Here is a 15038-nt window from a genome sequence, read left to right as displayed (position 1 = left end):
TATCTTTAACGCTACAGTACAATCACAAATCAACCATTTTTACAATGTCAGAGCAAGATAACCTGCTGCAAGCAGACGGAAAACCAGAAAATCAGAAAACTGAAAATTCTAACCTAACGGAAGAAAACCAAGTAACTGAACAACAAGAAAATCATGAAGAACATGATGAAGCTGTTAATGAAATTGAAGCAGTAAATGCGGAAGATGCGGAAGATGAAGGTACAAAAGAAAGGCATGAAATAGATGTAAAAGACTATCATGCTATGGAGTTAGAAGACTTAGCTGCAGAGCTTGAAAAATTGGTGAATTACGAAAAACCACAAGCCATTAAGTCGCATGTAGAAGATATAAGAGCGGAATTTAAAGCTAAATTTAGTGCGCTACTAGAAGAAAAAAAGGAAGAGTTTTTAAACGAAGGTGGTAATGAAATAGATTTTTATTACTCCAGTCCGCTTCAAAAACAATTTAAAGAAACCTACTTTGTATATCGTGACAAATTAAATACGCACTACAAAACCATAGAAAAAAGTCACAAAGAAAATCTTGAAGAACGCTTACGCATAATTGAAGAAATAAAAGGTTTAATTAATGTTGAAGAAAACATTAACACAACCTATAAACACTTTAAAGATCTGCAAGAACAATGGCGAAATGCTGGTGCAATACCAAGAGATAAATACAATAATACTTGGAACACATACCACCATCATGTAGAAATTTTTTACGACTTTTTACATTTAAATAGAGATTTAAGAGATTTAGACTTTAAACATAATTTAGAGCAAAAACTAAAAATTATTGAAAGAGCAGAAGAATTAGCTCAAGATGATAATTTAAATCGTGCCTTTAGAGAATTGCAAGTATTGCATAAGCTTTGGAAAGAAGACCTTGGTCCTGTTGCTAAAGAAAAAAGAGATGAAATCTGGAATAGATTTAAAGCAGCTACCAAAATTATTCATGACAAACGTCAAGAATACTTTAAAGACCTAGACAAGATTTACGAACTAAATCTACAAACCAAACAAGCTATAATTGCTAAAATTGAAGCCGTTTCTAAAAAACCAGGAAACACACATAGTGCTTGGCAAAACAAGATAAAAGAAGTAGAAGCCTTACGTAAAGAGTTTTTTAGTGCAGGTAAAGTTCCTGTAAAAGTAAACGAAGCCACTTGGTCTAAATTTAAAAATGTAGTTAGAGAGTTTAACCGAAATAAAAACGCTTTTTACAAGAACCTTAAAAAGGAACAACACACTAATCTTGAAAAAAAATTAGAATTAATTAAAATTGCCGAAGACAATAAGGACAATGAAGATTTTGAAACCACTACTCCTTTAATGAAAAAAATCCAGGAGGAATGGAAAAATATTGGTCACGTACCAAGAAGAGATAGTGATAAAATCTGGAAACAATTTAAAAGCGCTTGCAACCATTATTTTAACAAATTTCACGCTATAAAAGATGCTGAAAACAAAGAAGAGTTTGAAGTATACAACAAGAAGAAAGAATTGTTAGAAACCATGAAAACACTAGAAATGACTGGTGATAATGATGTAGATTTAAAACTAATTAAAGAACATATTGCGCAATGGAAAGCCTTAGGTAGCGTACCAAGAAACAAACGCTATATTGAAGGTAAGTTTAATAAAACCTTAGACGTTTTATTTGATAGCCTTAAAATGAATAAGGACGAAGCAGAAATGCTTAAGTTTGAAAACAAGTTAGAATCTTTAAGCAACGCTAAAGACAGTAGACTTTTAGATAATGAGTATACTTATATTAAAAAGAAAATTAGCGAAGTAAAAGGAGAAATAAATCAATTAGAAAACAATCTTCAGTTTTTTACTAATGTAAAAAAGGACAATCCGCTTGTAAAAGAAGTGCATAAAAACATTGATAAACACAAAGCGTCTTTAGAAAACTGGAAAACCAAACTGAGTAAGCTAAGGAGCTTTATGAAGTAATAAAGCTTAACGATATAAAATACCAAATCCTATTTGAATAACTAAACTCAAATAGGATTTGTTCTAACTAAACTAACTAAATTGTTATTTTTTTAACTAAAAAAAACAACCCTTATATTAATGACACTGAAAAGATTTAACTATGCTATTAATCTACTCATTTAAGAAATAGTGTCATTTAATAGTATATACGCAAGAAAATTAATTTTGGATTTCAGGAAATAAAAAAAAATGTTTTTTTTTATTCGTTATAAATTCTTTCCTGCTTATCCTACTCCTTTTTACAAGTCAAATACAAGTATCAGCTTAAACATTAGAAGCGTATAATAACGTTTCAGGAACAGTTACAAGATTGTCTTTACATTAGTTTAATCCTTTGTAAAATGCTTCGTTTTAAATAATAAATCTGGATTAAACTCTAGTAGATAAGTTTTATTTTTATTTATTGTTTTGGTAAACGCTTTGCTTCTTCCCAAAAAACATCCATTTCTGCTAAAGTCATATCTTTTAAATTTTTATTTAAAGATTTTGCCTTTTCCTCTAAATATTGAAAACGATTAATAAACTTTTTGTTAGTACGTTCCAAGGCATTTTCTGGGTTTATTTTTAAAAATCTAGCATAATTTATCATAGAAAATAAAACATCACCAAACTCACTCTCCATAGCTTCTTGATTTTTTGCCTTTACTTCATCTTGAAACTCTTGAAGTTCTTCTTCTACTTTTAGCCAAACTTGTTGTGGTTCTTCCCAATCAAAACCTACTCCAGCAACTTTATCTTGAATTCTATTGGCTTTTACTAAAGCTGGTAAACTTTTAGGTACACCTTCAAGCACACTTTTTTTACCTTCTTTTAGTTTTAAGTTCTCCCAGTTACGTTTTACATCTGCTTCATTTTCTACCTTAACATCGCTATAAATATGAGGATGTCTGTGTATTAATTTATCGCAAATACTATTACATACATCTGCTATATCAAAGTCTTTGGTTTCGCTTCCTATTTTGGAATAAAAAACAATATGCAGCAATACATCACCAAGTTCTTTTTTTACTTCTTCTAAATCTTGATCTAAAATAGCGTCACCAAGTTCATAGGTTTCTTCTATGGTTAAATGACGTAGAGTTTCCATAGTTTGTTTTTTATCCCAAGGACACTGCTCACGAAGCTCATCCATAATGGTTAACAATCTATCAAATGCTTTTAGTTGGTTTTCTCTAGAATTCATACTTTGTATTTTGGTAAATTTACAAACAAAAAATCCAACTGCTAGAGTTGGATTTTTAAAATATTATACTTGAAATTGTTATTCTTCTTCATCTGATTTTTCTTCAGCTACATCAAAGTCTAACATATTGTGTTTTTCTAACAAGTTATACCACTGAATGATTTTTTTAATATCACTAGCATATACTCTATCTTCATCATAATTTGGTAAAATTTCAAAAAAGTATTCTTCTAATTTGTCTTTACTTTCTTTGTGACTAATAGAGGTTGGTTTACCATCTTCTTTAGCTTTTATTTTACTAAAAACTTCTCTTAAAGGTAATTCTTCTTGAAGTGTGTAAATAGCAATTTCACTTAAAATGCTAACATTATGTTGCATGTTTACAGATATCTTTTTTTTATCAATTAAAGATTCTGCTATAAAACCACCACGTGTTTGTGCTACTAATTTATATAATCCTGGTCTTCCAGAAATGGATAATACTTTTTCTAAGCTCATATACTTATTTTTTTAAAGAAGGCAAATATCTAGTGTTTGCAATTGCTAAACAAATTTTATCGTTTCTTTTTTTGGTTAGGAAAACGCATTTTATAATCAATGTTAATTTTTCCTTTAGATATGTTAGCTAGTTTACCCTTAATTAAACGCTTTTTTAAAGAAGATAGTTTATCTGTAAACAATATACCTTCAATATGGTCATACTCATGTTGTATCACTCTAGCAATTAAACCATCATAGGTTTCGGTATGTTTTTTGAAATTTTCATCAAAATATTCAATGGTAATTTCAGGTTTTCTAAAGACATCTTCTCTTACATCTGGAATGCTTAAGCATCCTTCGCTAAAAGGCCATTCGTCTCCTTTTTCATCTAAAATTCTAGCATTAATAAAGGTTTTTTTAAATCCTTTAAAAGCTTCTTGCTCTTCTTTTGTGTACGTATCATCTTCTGCAAAAGGTTCTGCATCAACTATAAACAAACGTATTGGCAATCCAATTTGTGGTGCTGCTAAACCAAGACCGAAAGCGCCATACATAGTTTCGTACATATTTGCAATTAGCTCGTCTAGTTTAGGGTAATCTTTAGTAATGTCTGCTCCTACTTTTTTTAAAACAGGATCTCCATAAGCTACAATAGGTAATATCATGTGGTATTTTAAATGATTTCATGCAAAAATACAATACTTAGTTAATTTGTTGGCTAAAAAGCATAAAAAAACTCCTTAAAAATTAAGGAGTTCTTTATATATATTATACTATGTTTAGTGTAACACAATTACTTTTCTTGTTATTGTAGCTAAATCTGTTATAATTTGAGCAATATAAATACCGTTTTCTAAATGAGATACATCTACACTTACAGTATTTAAATTAGAAGTTGCTGTGCTTAACATTTTTTTACCTGTAACGTTATACAACTCTACTTTTACAGAGGTATTAATGCCTAAGTTTATATTTAAATTACTATCTGTAGTTACAGGGTTAGGATACACTTTTACTAAAGATTTAAATAGAATGTCAAAATCTTCAGCAGATAAAGTTCCGTTGTTTGCATATTCACAAATTGAAAACCCGAAATCTACTGCTACATTAGTGGTTTCTGCTAATGGAGCTCCTGAAGTTAACTCATATATAGACAACTGATCTTCACAAATATATTGTGTAAAAACAGAAGAGCCAACGCTTACTGTTGTTGGTCTATCTGCACAGTTAGAAGTTCCTGCTTCATAAATAAAAAACAAATCGGAATCTTGAATATATCCTGTTGGAGGACAAAATTGTGCTTGAATTTGTGTGAACGAGAATAATGCTAACACTAGCATTGCAAAGTAGTGATTTTTCATATTTTATATATTTGGGTTATAACAAATATAGTCGTACAATTATATAACCCGTTAATTATTAGACCAATGTACATAAATTCTCGTTGTGAGGAATTTTACTACATATTTTAACGACTAATTACCTTAATTTCAAATACTAAAAGCAAAAAAACTATTTAGAGTACAAATAACTTTGAAGAATAATGGTTGCACTAATCTCATCTACTAGTGCTTTATTTTTACGTTGCTTTTTAGATAAGCCAGAATCTATCATAGTTTGAAACGCCATTTTAGAAGTAAAACGCTCATCTACACGATGCATTGGCATTTCAGGAAAAGCAATGGTGAATTTTTTAATAAAACCTTGAATAGCAGCTTCACTTTCAGACGCCTCATTATTCATTTGTTTTGGCTCACCAACAACTACTAATGCTACTTGTTCTTTTTCAAAATAATCCTTTAAAAAAGGAATTAATTCTTTGGTATTTACTGTGGTTAAACCAGAAGCAATAATCTGTAACTCATCGGTTACAGCAATTCCTGTTCTTTTAGTACCAAAGTCTAATGCTAATATTCTTTTCATTGCTGCAAATTTAAACTTAATTTTTAAGCTTTAATAGCTATCTTATATTTTTTAGGTAACCATTTACTTTATTCAATTATAGATTTATCTTTGCATCTATAAAAAAGATAAAATAAGCTTTCTGCTTTTGTAGAAACAAAAACAAAAAATTGCGATGAAAGAATTACAACAGCTCATAGAACAAGCTTGGGAAAATAGAGACTTATTAAAAGAGCAGCAAACCATTACAGCTATTAAAGAAGTTGTAAATTTATTAGACTTAGGAAAACTACGTGTAGCAGAACCTACAAATGATGGTTGGCAAGTAAACGAATGGGTGAAAAAAGCTGTGGTTTTATATTTCCCAATTCAAAAAATGGAAACGCTTGAAGTTGGTATTTTTGAGTATCACGATAAAATTCCGTTAAAAACAGGATATGCTGAAAAAGGAATTCGTGTGGTACCAAATGCAGTAGCAAGACATGGTGCTTATATTTCTGCAGGTACTATACTAATGCCTAGTTACGTAAATATAGGTGCATATGTAGATGAAGGTACTATGGTAGATACTTGGGCTACTGTTGGTAGTTGTGCACAAATTGGTAAAAACGTACATCTTTCTGGAGGTGTTGGTATTGGTGGTGTTTTAGAACCTTTACAAGCTGCTCCTGTGATTATTGAAGATGGAGCATTTATAGGCTCTCGTTGTATTGTTGTAGAAGGTGTTCGCGTAGAAAAAGAAGCCGTTCTAGGTGCTAATGTGGTATTAACCATGAGTACTAAAATTATAGATGTTACTGGAGATGAACCTGTAGAAATGAAAGGTATTGTACCTTCTCGTTCTGTAGTAATTCCTGGTAGTTACACTAAAAAGTTTGCCGCTGGTGAGTTTCAAGTACCTTGTGCATTAATTATAGGAAAACGTAAAGAAAGTACAGATAAAAAAACATCTTTAAACGATGCATTACGTGAATATGATGTAGCTGTTTAAAAATTAGCAATGTACAGTAGCAGTAATTACTCCTGCTTAATGAATAATAAAATAACGCTTAGAGTTTGAAGATACTAGTTGTGCAACAAAAAATGATTGGAGACGTACTTACAAGCAGTATTCTGTTTGAAGCATTACGCACAAAATATCCTGATGCACAACTAGATTATCTTATTAACTCTCATACCTATCCTGTTGTAGAAAACAACCCTTTTATAGATAACTTTGTATTTTTTACTCCTGAAATAGAAAAGAGTAAAATGGCATTTTACCGTTTCTTAAAATCACTAAAAAAAGAAAAATACGATGTGGTTATTGATGTGTATGGCAAATTAAGCAGTACACTTATTAGTTACTTTACTCATGCAAAAACAAAAATAGCATACTATAAAAAACATACTTCTTTTGTTTTTACGCATCCTATTAAGCGATTAAAAAAACCAGAAAACCATGCTAGTTTAGCTATTGAGAATAGATTAAAACTTCTAGAACCATTAGCTATTTCGTTTCAAAATATTGTTCCTAAAATTTATTTAAAACCAGAAGAAATTACTACTGCTAAAAAGTATTTAGAAACTGCCAACATACAAAGTAACAAACCTTTGTTTATGATTAGCGTTTTAGGTAGTAGTGCTATTAAAACCTATCCTGCAAAATACATGGCTGCTTTATTAGACAGCTTAGTTGAAAATAATAAGGACGCACAAATACTGTTTAATTACATACCTAAACAGAAAGAAGAAGCTAAAGAAATCTATGACTATTGCTTAGCAAAAACCCAAAAACATATTTATTTTGATGTCTTTGGTAAAAGTTTAAGAGCATTTTTAGCCATAACACAACAATGCGATGCTTTAATAGGAAATGAAGGTGGAGCAAATAATATGGCAAAGGCTCTAAACATTCCTACCTTTACTATTTTTTCGCCTTATTTAAACAAAGCGAATTGGTTTAGTGAAAACGAACCTGGAAACAATGTAGCTATTCACCTATCGGATTATATAGCATATAATGAAACCGATAAAACGGAAGCTAAAAAAGATCCTGAAACGTATTACCTAAAACTAAAACCAGAATTTATAAAACCAGAACTTAAAAACTTTTTAAGTACCTTATAATCATGAATTATAAATTTTTAATTTATATATCGTACAGTTATGCACTACCAATTGGTACGCCTTTAGAAACTGAAATTACCCAACGTGGTTATACCGTAAAGTGGTTTGCAGATATTGAAGACGGAAAAAAAGCAATACAACAAAAAAACAATGCTTTACAGACCATACAAGAGGTTTTAGATTACAAACCAGATGTGGTATTAACAGCAACAGATAGTGTTCCTGATTTTATTACAGGATTAAAAGTGCAAATTTTTCATGGTTTTAATGCTCAAAAAAGACCTTCAAAAAAAAATACGTTTAGCCATTTTAGACTTCGTGGTTTTTTTGATTTGTATTGCACACAAGGTCCATCTACCACAAAAGGTTTTCTAGCGCAACAAAAAAAACATCCTTATTTTGAAGTTGTAGAAACAGGATGGAGCAAAGTAGACCCTTTATTTCCTATTGAAAAAAGAGAAAAAAATCATACTATTATGATAGCTTCTACTTTTACAGAAAGTTTAAGTTTAGCGTATAAAGATTCGGTTTTTCAAGAAATTAAAAGGCTATCTACTGCAGGAACTTTTAATTTTATAATGGTATTGCACCCAAAATTACCAGAAGCTATTGTTAGTAAATGGAAATCTATAAACAATGCCAACTTTAAATTTTATAATACCACAGATTTAATTCCGCTTTACAAACAAGCAGATATTATGTTTGCAGATACTACCTCTGCTATTCAAGAATTTTTATTGCAAAAAAAGCCTATAGTTACCTTTAATCATACTTTTAATCACAACTACTTACTACACGTACATCAAGCAGAAGAATTAGAAAAAGCTTTTCAAGAAGCCTTATTATATCCAGAAAGCTTGTTACAAAATATAGAAAACTTTATACTTGACTTACATCCTTATTTTGACGGAAAATCAAGCAAACGTGTTATAGATGCTACTATTTCTTTTTTACATAAAGATAAAAGCCATTTAAAACAAAAACCCTTAAATTTGATACGAAAGTATAAAATGCGAAAACGCTTAAATTACTTTACTTTAAAAAGCTATAACCAAGCATATACGTTACCTAAAACCAATGCATAAACTCACTGCTATTATTCCTACGGGAAATGAAATTCATAATATAGAAGCTGTTATTGCCTCTGTAAGTTTTGCGGATGAAATTCTAGTTGTAGACAGCTTAAGTACAGATGGTACTTTTGAAAAAGCACAAGAATTAGCAACCAAAGTAATTAAACGTGAGTACCAATATTCGGCATCGCAAAAAAATTGGGCCATTCCGCAAGCAAAACACGAATGGATTTTACTAGTAGATGCAGATGAGCGTGTTACACCAGAATTAAAAGAAGAAATACAAGCTTTATTAAAGCAACCTGAAATAGAACATACTGCTTATTGGATTGGTAGAATGAACCATTTTATGGGAGAACGTGTGCATTATAGTGGATGGCGAAACGATAAGGTAATTCGTCTTTTTAAACGCGATTTTTGTACATACGAAGACAAACATGTGCATGCAGAAATTAAGGTAGATGGTACTGTTGGTAAATTAAAAAACAAGTTTTACCACAATACCTATATTACTTTTGATAAGTATTTAGAAAAAATGAATCGTTATGCGTGGTGGCAAGCTAAAGACTACGACAAAAAAACAGGCAAACTGACACCTTATCATTTTGTAATTAAGCCTTTTTACGGCTTTTTTAAACATTATATATTGCAAAGCGGTTTTAGAGATGGTCTTGTAGGTTTTACCATTGGTACCATACAAGCCTATGTAGTGTTTATGCGCTATTTAAAACTTTGGTTATTACGCAGAGGAAGAGAATAGCTCTTTTCTCTTTAATATTACTTTTTCCAGAATTTCAACTTCTTTTTCAAACGCTTTTTGCGCTTAAACTTATCTTGAAAAGCTTCGGTTTCTTTCCACATTAACTCAAAGACTTTGTTATAGTCTTCACCAGAAACTTTTGCATATTCATCACTCATGGTTTCAACAATAGATTGATGTACTGTAAGTCTAGCAAAGTTTTTTATTCTAGTTTCAAAAGACATAGGTTTAAATTCCATTCTATTTAAATCCACCAAATAAAACGCATACTTGTCTCCTACTTTTTTAATTAAGGTATTTCCTGGAGAGTGGTCTAAAAAGTTAATATTACTTTCATGTAATTTATAAGTAAACCTAGTAAAAGCTCTCAATATAGCCTCGTGATCTGGATAATTTAAATCTCGTGTAAGTTCTCTATAAGTTAAATCGCAGTCTAAATGCTCGCTAATATAAAAGCTCTTTTTAAACAAAAACGGCGTAGTAAACTCATAATATGCTATGGGTTTTGGTGTACCAATACCTAAATCTTTAAGCTTAGAAGCATACTCAAAAGAACGCTGTGCTTTGCTTTTTCTAAAAAACTTATAAGCTATTTGATTTACTATATTTGGCACTTTAAACGATTTAATATTAATCGTTTCACCTTCTAAATCAAATAATTTAATAGCATTTCTATCTGCTTTACCAAATTGCTCTCCTAAATCATTAAAATTATTAATGAAATGGTCTAATTTTTCTTGGTGCTTTTTATAGCTGTCTTGATATACCGTTTGCATCTTGCAATATTACAAATTTTACAGGTTATTAATCTAAAAAAACAAAGCGGTTATTAAATGTTTTTAATTACTTTGTACACTATACTATTGAAAACAACTATGAGATTATTACAGATTACTGCATCTGGCGTTTGGAGAGGTCATGAGCAAAAAATTATTTATTTATACGAAGCTTTTAAAGAAAAAAATTATGTAGAAGATCAATATATTGTTTGTGCCAACAATACTCCTGTTTATGATGTTGCTAAAGAAAAAAACATGCAAGTAATTGGTTTTGATTATAAGTCTGAGTATGATTTAGGCTTTGCTAAACAATTGGCTCAAATTGTAAAAGACAAAAAAATTGATGTGGTTTTTATTCATAATAGTAAAGCACATACTTTGGCTGTTTTAGCTCACTTATTTTACAAACTTCCTGCTCCTTTAGTATTATGCAGAACCTTAATAAGACGTGTAGACTCTAACATGCTTAGAAAATGGAAGTACAATTACAAAGGCATAAAAAAAATAATCTGTGTATCGCAACCTGTAGTAGACGTACTAAAATATGCGGTTAAAGACACTAGTAAAATGTGTGTAGTTGGTAGTGTTACAGATGTACACAAATTTACCAAACAAGAAAAAAACGGCTTATTACACAAAGAATATAATATTCCTTCAGACTATAAAATAATTGGAAATATTGCTGCTTTTTCAGGATTTAAAGACCATTACACTTGGGTAGATACTGTTGAAATTTTAGTAAAACGAAACAATATAAAAGCAAAATATATCTTAATAGGAGAAGGAAAACTAGAAGCAGAAATAAAGCAAATTGTTAGCGACAAAAACCTAAACGATCATATTATATTTTCTGGATTTAGAACAGACATTCCGCAAGTTTTACCAGAATTCGATTTGTTTATGTTTACCTCAAACAACGAACCTACAGGAGGTGTTTTATTAGAATCTTACGCTTGTAGAGTTCCTATTGTAGCAGCTAATGCAGGAGGAATTCCAGAAGTTATTGTAGATAATGAAACAGGCCTTTTAGCTGAAGTTGGTAATCCCGAAGATTTTGCAGATAAAGTAGAGTTATTACTAAATGACAAAGAGCTTCAAAATAAATTTACCACTAATGGACATCAATTTTTATTAGATAACTTTACCAAAGATGTTATTTCTAAAAAAATGTATGATGAATTACAAGAAGTAATTAATAATTATAAAAGATAATTTTCTCCTTTTTCATTTCCCTTAAAGGAAACAAAAAAAGGAACTCAATAGAAATAAAGTAATATTTTGGTTACTTATGAAAGACAAAAAAATACTTTTTATTACCTATGATTTAAGTGGTTATTATGATAGCATTCACAACCAACTTAACGCGCAATACAAACACGTAGATTATTACAATATAGCGTCTTTAAAAAAATATAAATACAAGCATATTTTTGAAAAAGCCTACGCAGCAATCTATAAACTTTTTACAAAAAACAAATTAAAAAACTACTACAAGCTACAACCTATAATTGAAGCTACTGCTGGTAAAACCTACGATTATATTTTAATTGTAAGACCTGATTTATTTTTTGATTCGCAACTATCTATATTAAAAAGTAAAACCAAAAACTTTATTGCTTATTATCATGATTCTATCAATAATATTACTAGAAAAAAAGAAGTAATTTCCTTTTTTGATAAAGTATATTCTTACGAAAAAAAGGATGTTAAAGATTATAATTTAATTTTTTTACCAAACTTTATTTATTTAAATCAAGACTATAAAAAAACAGCTTTAACGTATGATGCTTTTACTATTATGTCTAAAGATTTTAGATTTAACACCTTAGAAAAACTTGCAGCATACTTTAAAAAGAAGCAAGTAAAATATGAGTTTTTAGTACAATCTGATAAAAAAATAGAATCCGAACTTATTCATTTTATTCAAGAAAGAAAAAACAACAAGCAAGTATTAGAGTACTTACTAAAAACCAATATTATTGTAGATATTCATAAATATGGTGTACAAGACGGACTAACGTTTCGTGTTTTTGAAAGCCTTTTTTTAGAAAAAAAATTAATCACAACAAACGCTGATATTAAAACTTACGATTTTTACAATCCTAATAATATTCACGTGATTACACCTGATACAGAAATTGATATTCCGGAAACATTTTTAAATACTCCGTATGAACCTATTCCTTCAGAAATTTATCAAAAATATCACTATACAAACTGGTTAAAAACCATTTTAAGTTAATTATGCATCAAGAAATAAAAAAAACAATAGAAGTTCTTAAACAAGGCGGAATAATCTTATATCCTACAGATACCGTTTGGGGAATTGGCTGTGATGCTACCAATGCAGAAGCCGTTGCTAAAATTTACAAACTAAAAAAACGTATAGAAACTAAGGCTATGATTTGCTTGGTTGCAGATGATAGAATGCTAAAAAAATACGTAAAAACAGTTCCTGACGCTGCACAAAGCATTTTTGATATTGCAGAAGAACCAATAACTATTATTTATGATGATGCGCAAAACCTTGCTCCTAATTTAATTGCCGAAGACAAAACCATTGCTATTAGAATTCCTGATGATGAATTTTGCTATCAAATATGCAGAAAACTAAATGGTGCTATAGTTTCTACCTCAGCAAATATTAGTGGTGCTCCTACTCCAAAATCCTTTAAAGAAATATCTCAGGAGATTATAAAAGGTGTGGACTATGTTGTAAATTTGCACCACGAAAAAAAGGCAACAAAACCATCCTCTATTATCAAGTTAAGTCGCGATGGTGTTGTTAAAGTTATACGAAAGTAAAATACTTTTAGCCACGCATACACAGGAGTAAAAAATTAAAATGAATTACAAAAACGCATTACAACATAAAATATTTAAAACCATTTCAAAATCTGCTAAAGAACTAGGTCTTGAAAGCTATGTTATTGGTGGTTTTGTTCGTGATTTTATCTTAAATCGTGGCACTGCAAAAGATATTGATATTGTTGCTGTTGGTAGTGGTATTGCGCTAGCAAAACAAGTAGCAAAAAACCTACCTAACCAACCTAAAGTACAAGTATTTAAAACCTATGGTACAGCAATGCTTCGTTTTGATGGTATTGAGGTGGAGTTTGTTGGTGCTAGAAAAGAATCTTATAATGAAAACAGTAGAAATCCTATTGTTGAAAATGGTACGTTACAAGACGACCAAAACAGAAGAGATTTTACTATAAATGCACTCGCTTTAAATTTATCTGAAGACCATTTTGGGGAACTTTTAGATCCTTTTCAAGGTTTAGAAGATTTAGAGGCTAAGATTATTAAAACGCCATTAAATCCTGATATTACTTATAGTGATGATCCGCTTCGTATGATGCGTGCCATACGTTTTGCCACACAGCTAAACTTTATTATTGAAAAAGAATCGTTAAACGCAATTACTAGAAATAACGAAAGAATAAAAATAATAACCAAAGAACGTATAGTTGTAGAATTAAATAAAATCCTGGAAGCAAACAAACCTTCTATAGGTTTTCTACTATTAGAAAAAACAGGACTACTGCAATATATTTTACCAGAGTTAACAGCCTTAAAAGGAATTGACGAGGTTGAAGGACAAAAACATAAAGACAATTTTTACCACACTTTAGAAGTGGTAGACAATATTGCAAAAACTACAGATAACCTATGGTTACGTTGGGCTGCATTGTTACACGATATTGGTAAAGCTCCTACAAAAAGATTTAGTAAAAAAGTAGGTTGGACCTTTCATGCACATGAATTTGAAGGCTCTAAAATGGTCTACCATTTATTTAAAAGACTAAAAATGCCATTAAATGACAAAATGAAATTTGTTCAAAAAATGGTTTTTATGAGCTCTAGACCTATTGTTTTAGCGCAAGAGGTTACAGATTCTGCTGTAAGACGATTGGTTTTTGATGCTGGTGAATATGTAGATGATTTAATGACACTTTGCGAAGCTGATATTACTACAAAAAACCCTCACAAATTCAAGAAATACCACAACAACTTTAAAATTGTTCGTGAAAAAATTGTAGAGGTAGAAGAAAGAGATCACATACGTAATTTTCAGCCTCCAATTTCTGGTGAAGAAATTATGAAAACCTTCAACTTAAAACCTTCTCGCGAAATTGGTGTTATAAAAGAACATATTAAAGAAGCCATTTTAGAAGGAGTAATTCCTAACGAACACGATGCCGCTTTTCAATTGATGCTAAAAGAAGGTGAACGTTTAGGACTAACAAAAAGTGAGTAGCACATGGTGTTTCGTGTTTGTAAATAAAAAGCAAAAAAATGCATTTAGTTAAAACCAATTCAGAAAACCCAGACTTTATTCATTTAGTACAACAACTAGATGCATATTTAAAAATTATGGATGGTGAAGAGCATGATTTTTACAACCAATTCAATAATATTGATGTTTTAAAAAATACTATTGTTGCTTATATAGACAATGTTCCTGTTGGTTGTGGCGCTTTTAAAGAATACAACACATCTAGCGTTGAAATTAAGCGCATGTATACAAATACCAAATCTAGAGGTCAAGGTGTTGCCACAAAAATAGTACAAGCTTTAGAAGATTGGGCAAAACAATTAGGCTATAAAAAATGCATTCTAGAAACCGGAAAACGGCAAACCGAAGCTGTAACATTTTACAAAAAAAATAATTACAAAATAATAACAAACTATGGCCAATATGCAAATATTGAAAACAGCTTGTGCTTTGAAAAAGAATTAATTTAA

Annotated in this window: 16 protein-coding genes; 10 read left to right on the top strand and 6 right to left on the bottom strand. The window is 30.3% G+C overall.

Annotated features, from left to right (window positions below; all coding sequences use genetic code 11):
* The first annotated feature begins 44 nt into the window (after positions 1-44).
* Positions 45-1961: a DUF349 domain-containing protein gene (locus tag ACFSSB_RS02375; protein WP_379900562.1), complete on the top strand. Its 1917-nt coding sequence runs from the start codon at positions 45-47 to the stop codon at positions 1959-1961.
* A gap of 442 nt (positions 1962-2403) precedes the next feature.
* On the opposite strand, the gene mazG is transcribed toward ACFSSB_RS02375, so the two are convergent.
* From mazG to ruvX, 5 genes are all read right to left on the bottom strand, one after another.
* Positions 2404-3186 carry a nucleoside triphosphate pyrophosphohydrolase gene (gene mazG, locus ACFSSB_RS02370; RefSeq protein ID WP_379900560.1) on the bottom strand — a complete coding sequence of 261 codons (783 nt, stop codon included), beginning with the start codon at positions 3184-3186 and terminating at the stop codon, positions 2404-2406.
* A 78-nt stretch (positions 3187-3264) separates the two neighbouring features.
* Entirely contained in the window at positions 3265-3684 is a 420-nt protein-coding gene (locus ACFSSB_RS02365; RefSeq protein WP_379900558.1) for a DUF5606 family protein, read from the bottom strand.
* Between the two features lie 56 nt (positions 3685-3740).
* A complete protein-coding gene (gene def, locus ACFSSB_RS02360; protein ID WP_379900556.1) occupies positions 3741-4331 on the bottom strand; it encodes a peptide deformylase in 591 nt (196 codons plus the stop codon).
* Positions 4332-4445: 114 nt separating this feature from the next.
* Positions 4446-5027, bottom strand: a complete 582-nt coding sequence (locus ACFSSB_RS02355; protein ID WP_379900554.1) for a T9SS type A sorting domain-containing protein — start codon at positions 5025-5027, stop codon at positions 4446-4448.
* A 151-nt stretch (positions 5028-5178) separates the two neighbouring features.
* Positions 5179-5589, bottom strand: coding sequence for a Holliday junction resolvase RuvX (ruvX, locus tag ACFSSB_RS02350; protein ID WP_379900552.1), 411 nt, complete (start codon positions 5587-5589; stop codon positions 5179-5181).
* Positions 5590-5743: 154 nt separating this feature from the next.
* On the opposite strand from ruvX, the gene ACFSSB_RS02345 reads away from it, so the two are divergent.
* From ACFSSB_RS02345 to ACFSSB_RS02330, 4 genes are all read left to right on the top strand, one after another.
* Positions 5744-6559 (top strand): 2,3,4,5-tetrahydropyridine-2,6-dicarboxylate N-succinyltransferase, encoded by an 816-nt coding sequence (locus tag ACFSSB_RS02345; RefSeq protein WP_379900550.1) that lies wholly within the window; start codon positions 5744-5746, stop codon positions 6557-6559.
* Positions 6560-6651: 92 nt separating this feature from the next.
* Positions 6652-7677, top strand: a complete 1026-nt coding sequence (locus ACFSSB_RS02340; protein WP_379900548.1) for a glycosyltransferase family 9 protein — start codon at positions 6652-6654, stop codon at positions 7675-7677.
* 2 nt (positions 7678-7679) lie between these two features.
* On the top strand, positions 7680-8762 hold the full coding sequence (locus tag ACFSSB_RS02335; RefSeq protein WP_379900546.1) for a CDP-glycerol glycerophosphotransferase: 1083 nt from the start codon (positions 7680-7682) through the stop codon (positions 8760-8762).
* Positions 8755-9510: a glycosyltransferase family 2 protein gene (locus ACFSSB_RS02330; RefSeq protein ID WP_379900544.1), complete on the top strand. Its 756-nt coding sequence runs from the start codon at positions 8755-8757 to the stop codon at positions 9508-9510. Before ACFSSB_RS02335 ends, ACFSSB_RS02330 begins: the two co-directional genes overlap by 8 nt.
* 17 nt (positions 9511-9527) lie before the next feature.
* Here ACFSSB_RS02330 and ACFSSB_RS02325 read toward each other — a convergent pair whose 3' ends face one another.
* On the bottom strand, positions 9528-10286 hold the full coding sequence (locus ACFSSB_RS02325) for a lipopolysaccharide kinase InaA family protein (RefSeq protein ID WP_379900542.1): 759 nt from the start codon (positions 10284-10286) through the stop codon (positions 9528-9530).
* 99 nt (positions 10287-10385) lie between these two features.
* Here ACFSSB_RS02325 and ACFSSB_RS02320 point away from each other — a divergent pair, with 99 nt between their 5' ends.
* The 5 genes from ACFSSB_RS02320 to ACFSSB_RS02300 all read left to right on the top strand — a co-directional run bounded on the left by ACFSSB_RS02320 (position 10386) and on the right by ACFSSB_RS02300 (position 15038).
* On the top strand, positions 10386-11501 hold the full coding sequence (locus ACFSSB_RS02320; RefSeq protein ID WP_379900540.1) for a glycosyltransferase family 4 protein: 1116 nt from the start codon (positions 10386-10388) through the stop codon (positions 11499-11501).
* A gap of 76 nt (positions 11502-11577) precedes the next feature.
* On the top strand, positions 11578-12531 hold the full coding sequence (locus ACFSSB_RS02315; protein WP_379900538.1) for a hypothetical protein: 954 nt from the start codon (positions 11578-11580) through the stop codon (positions 12529-12531).
* A 2-nt stretch (positions 12532-12533) separates the two neighbouring features.
* On the top strand, positions 12534-13094 hold the full coding sequence (locus tag ACFSSB_RS02310) for an L-threonylcarbamoyladenylate synthase (protein WP_379900536.1): 561 nt from the start codon (positions 12534-12536) through the stop codon (positions 13092-13094).
* A 40-nt stretch (positions 13095-13134) separates the two neighbouring features.
* Positions 13135-14550 (top strand): CCA tRNA nucleotidyltransferase, encoded by a 1416-nt coding sequence (locus ACFSSB_RS02305; RefSeq protein ID WP_379900534.1) that lies wholly within the window; start codon positions 13135-13137, stop codon positions 14548-14550.
* A 38-nt stretch (positions 14551-14588) separates the two neighbouring features.
* Positions 14589-15038, top strand: a complete 450-nt coding sequence (locus ACFSSB_RS02300) for a GNAT family N-acetyltransferase (RefSeq protein WP_379900532.1) — start codon at positions 14589-14591, stop codon at positions 15036-15038.

The organism is Lacinutrix gracilariae (genome assembly GCF_042684485.1).
In the GTDB taxonomy this organism is placed as follows: Bacteria; Bacteroidota; Bacteroidia; order Flavobacteriales; family Flavobacteriaceae; genus Oceanihabitans; species Oceanihabitans gracilariae.
This window is presented reverse-complemented; position numbering and strand designations above follow the sequence as displayed.

What these genes read in the sequence shown, in the direction of transcription:
- ACFSSB_RS02375 (WP_379900562.1), top strand. Translation starts at nt 45, where the DNA reads ATGTCAGAGCAAGATAACCTGCTGCAAGCAGACGGAAAACCAGAAAAT.
- mazG (WP_379900560.1), bottom strand. Translation starts at nt 3,186, where the DNA reads ATGAATTCTAGAGAAAACCAACTAAAAGCATTTGATAGATTGTTAACC.
- ACFSSB_RS02365 (WP_379900558.1), bottom strand. Translation starts at nt 3,684, where the DNA reads ATGAGCTTAGAAAAAGTATTATCCATTTCTGGAAGACCAGGATTATAT.
- def (WP_379900556.1), bottom strand. Translation starts at nt 4,331, where the DNA reads ATGATATTACCTATTGTAGCTTATGGAGATCCTGTTTTAAAAAAAGTA.
- ACFSSB_RS02355 (WP_379900554.1), bottom strand. Translation starts at nt 5,027, where the DNA reads ATGAAAAATCACTACTTTGCAATGCTAGTGTTAGCATTATTCTCGTTC.
- ruvX (WP_379900552.1), bottom strand. Translation starts at nt 5,589, where the DNA reads ATGAAAAGAATATTAGCATTAGACTTTGGTACTAAAAGAACAGGAATT.
- ACFSSB_RS02345 (WP_379900550.1), top strand. Translation starts at nt 5,744, where the DNA reads ATGAAAGAATTACAACAGCTCATAGAACAAGCTTGGGAAAATAGAGAC.
- ACFSSB_RS02340 (WP_379900548.1), top strand. Translation starts at nt 6,652, where the DNA reads ATGATTGGAGACGTACTTACAAGCAGTATTCTGTTTGAAGCATTACGC.
- ACFSSB_RS02335 (WP_379900546.1), top strand. Translation starts at nt 7,680, where the DNA reads ATGAATTATAAATTTTTAATTTATATATCGTACAGTTATGCACTACCA.
- ACFSSB_RS02330 (WP_379900544.1), top strand. Translation starts at nt 8,755, where the DNA reads ATGCATAAACTCACTGCTATTATTCCTACGGGAAATGAAATTCATAAT.
- ACFSSB_RS02325 (WP_379900542.1), bottom strand. Translation starts at nt 10,286, where the DNA reads ATGCAAACGGTATATCAAGACAGCTATAAAAAGCACCAAGAAAAATTA.
- ACFSSB_RS02320 (WP_379900540.1), top strand. Translation starts at nt 10,386, where the DNA reads ATGAGATTATTACAGATTACTGCATCTGGCGTTTGGAGAGGTCATGAG.
- ACFSSB_RS02315 (WP_379900538.1), top strand. Translation starts at nt 11,578, where the DNA reads ATGAAAGACAAAAAAATACTTTTTATTACCTATGATTTAAGTGGTTAT.
- ACFSSB_RS02310 (WP_379900536.1), top strand. Translation starts at nt 12,534, where the DNA reads ATGCATCAAGAAATAAAAAAAACAATAGAAGTTCTTAAACAAGGCGGA.
- ACFSSB_RS02305 (WP_379900534.1), top strand. Translation starts at nt 13,135, where the DNA reads ATGAATTACAAAAACGCATTACAACATAAAATATTTAAAACCATTTCA.
- ACFSSB_RS02300 (WP_379900532.1), top strand. Translation starts at nt 14,589, where the DNA reads ATGCATTTAGTTAAAACCAATTCAGAAAACCCAGACTTTATTCATTTA.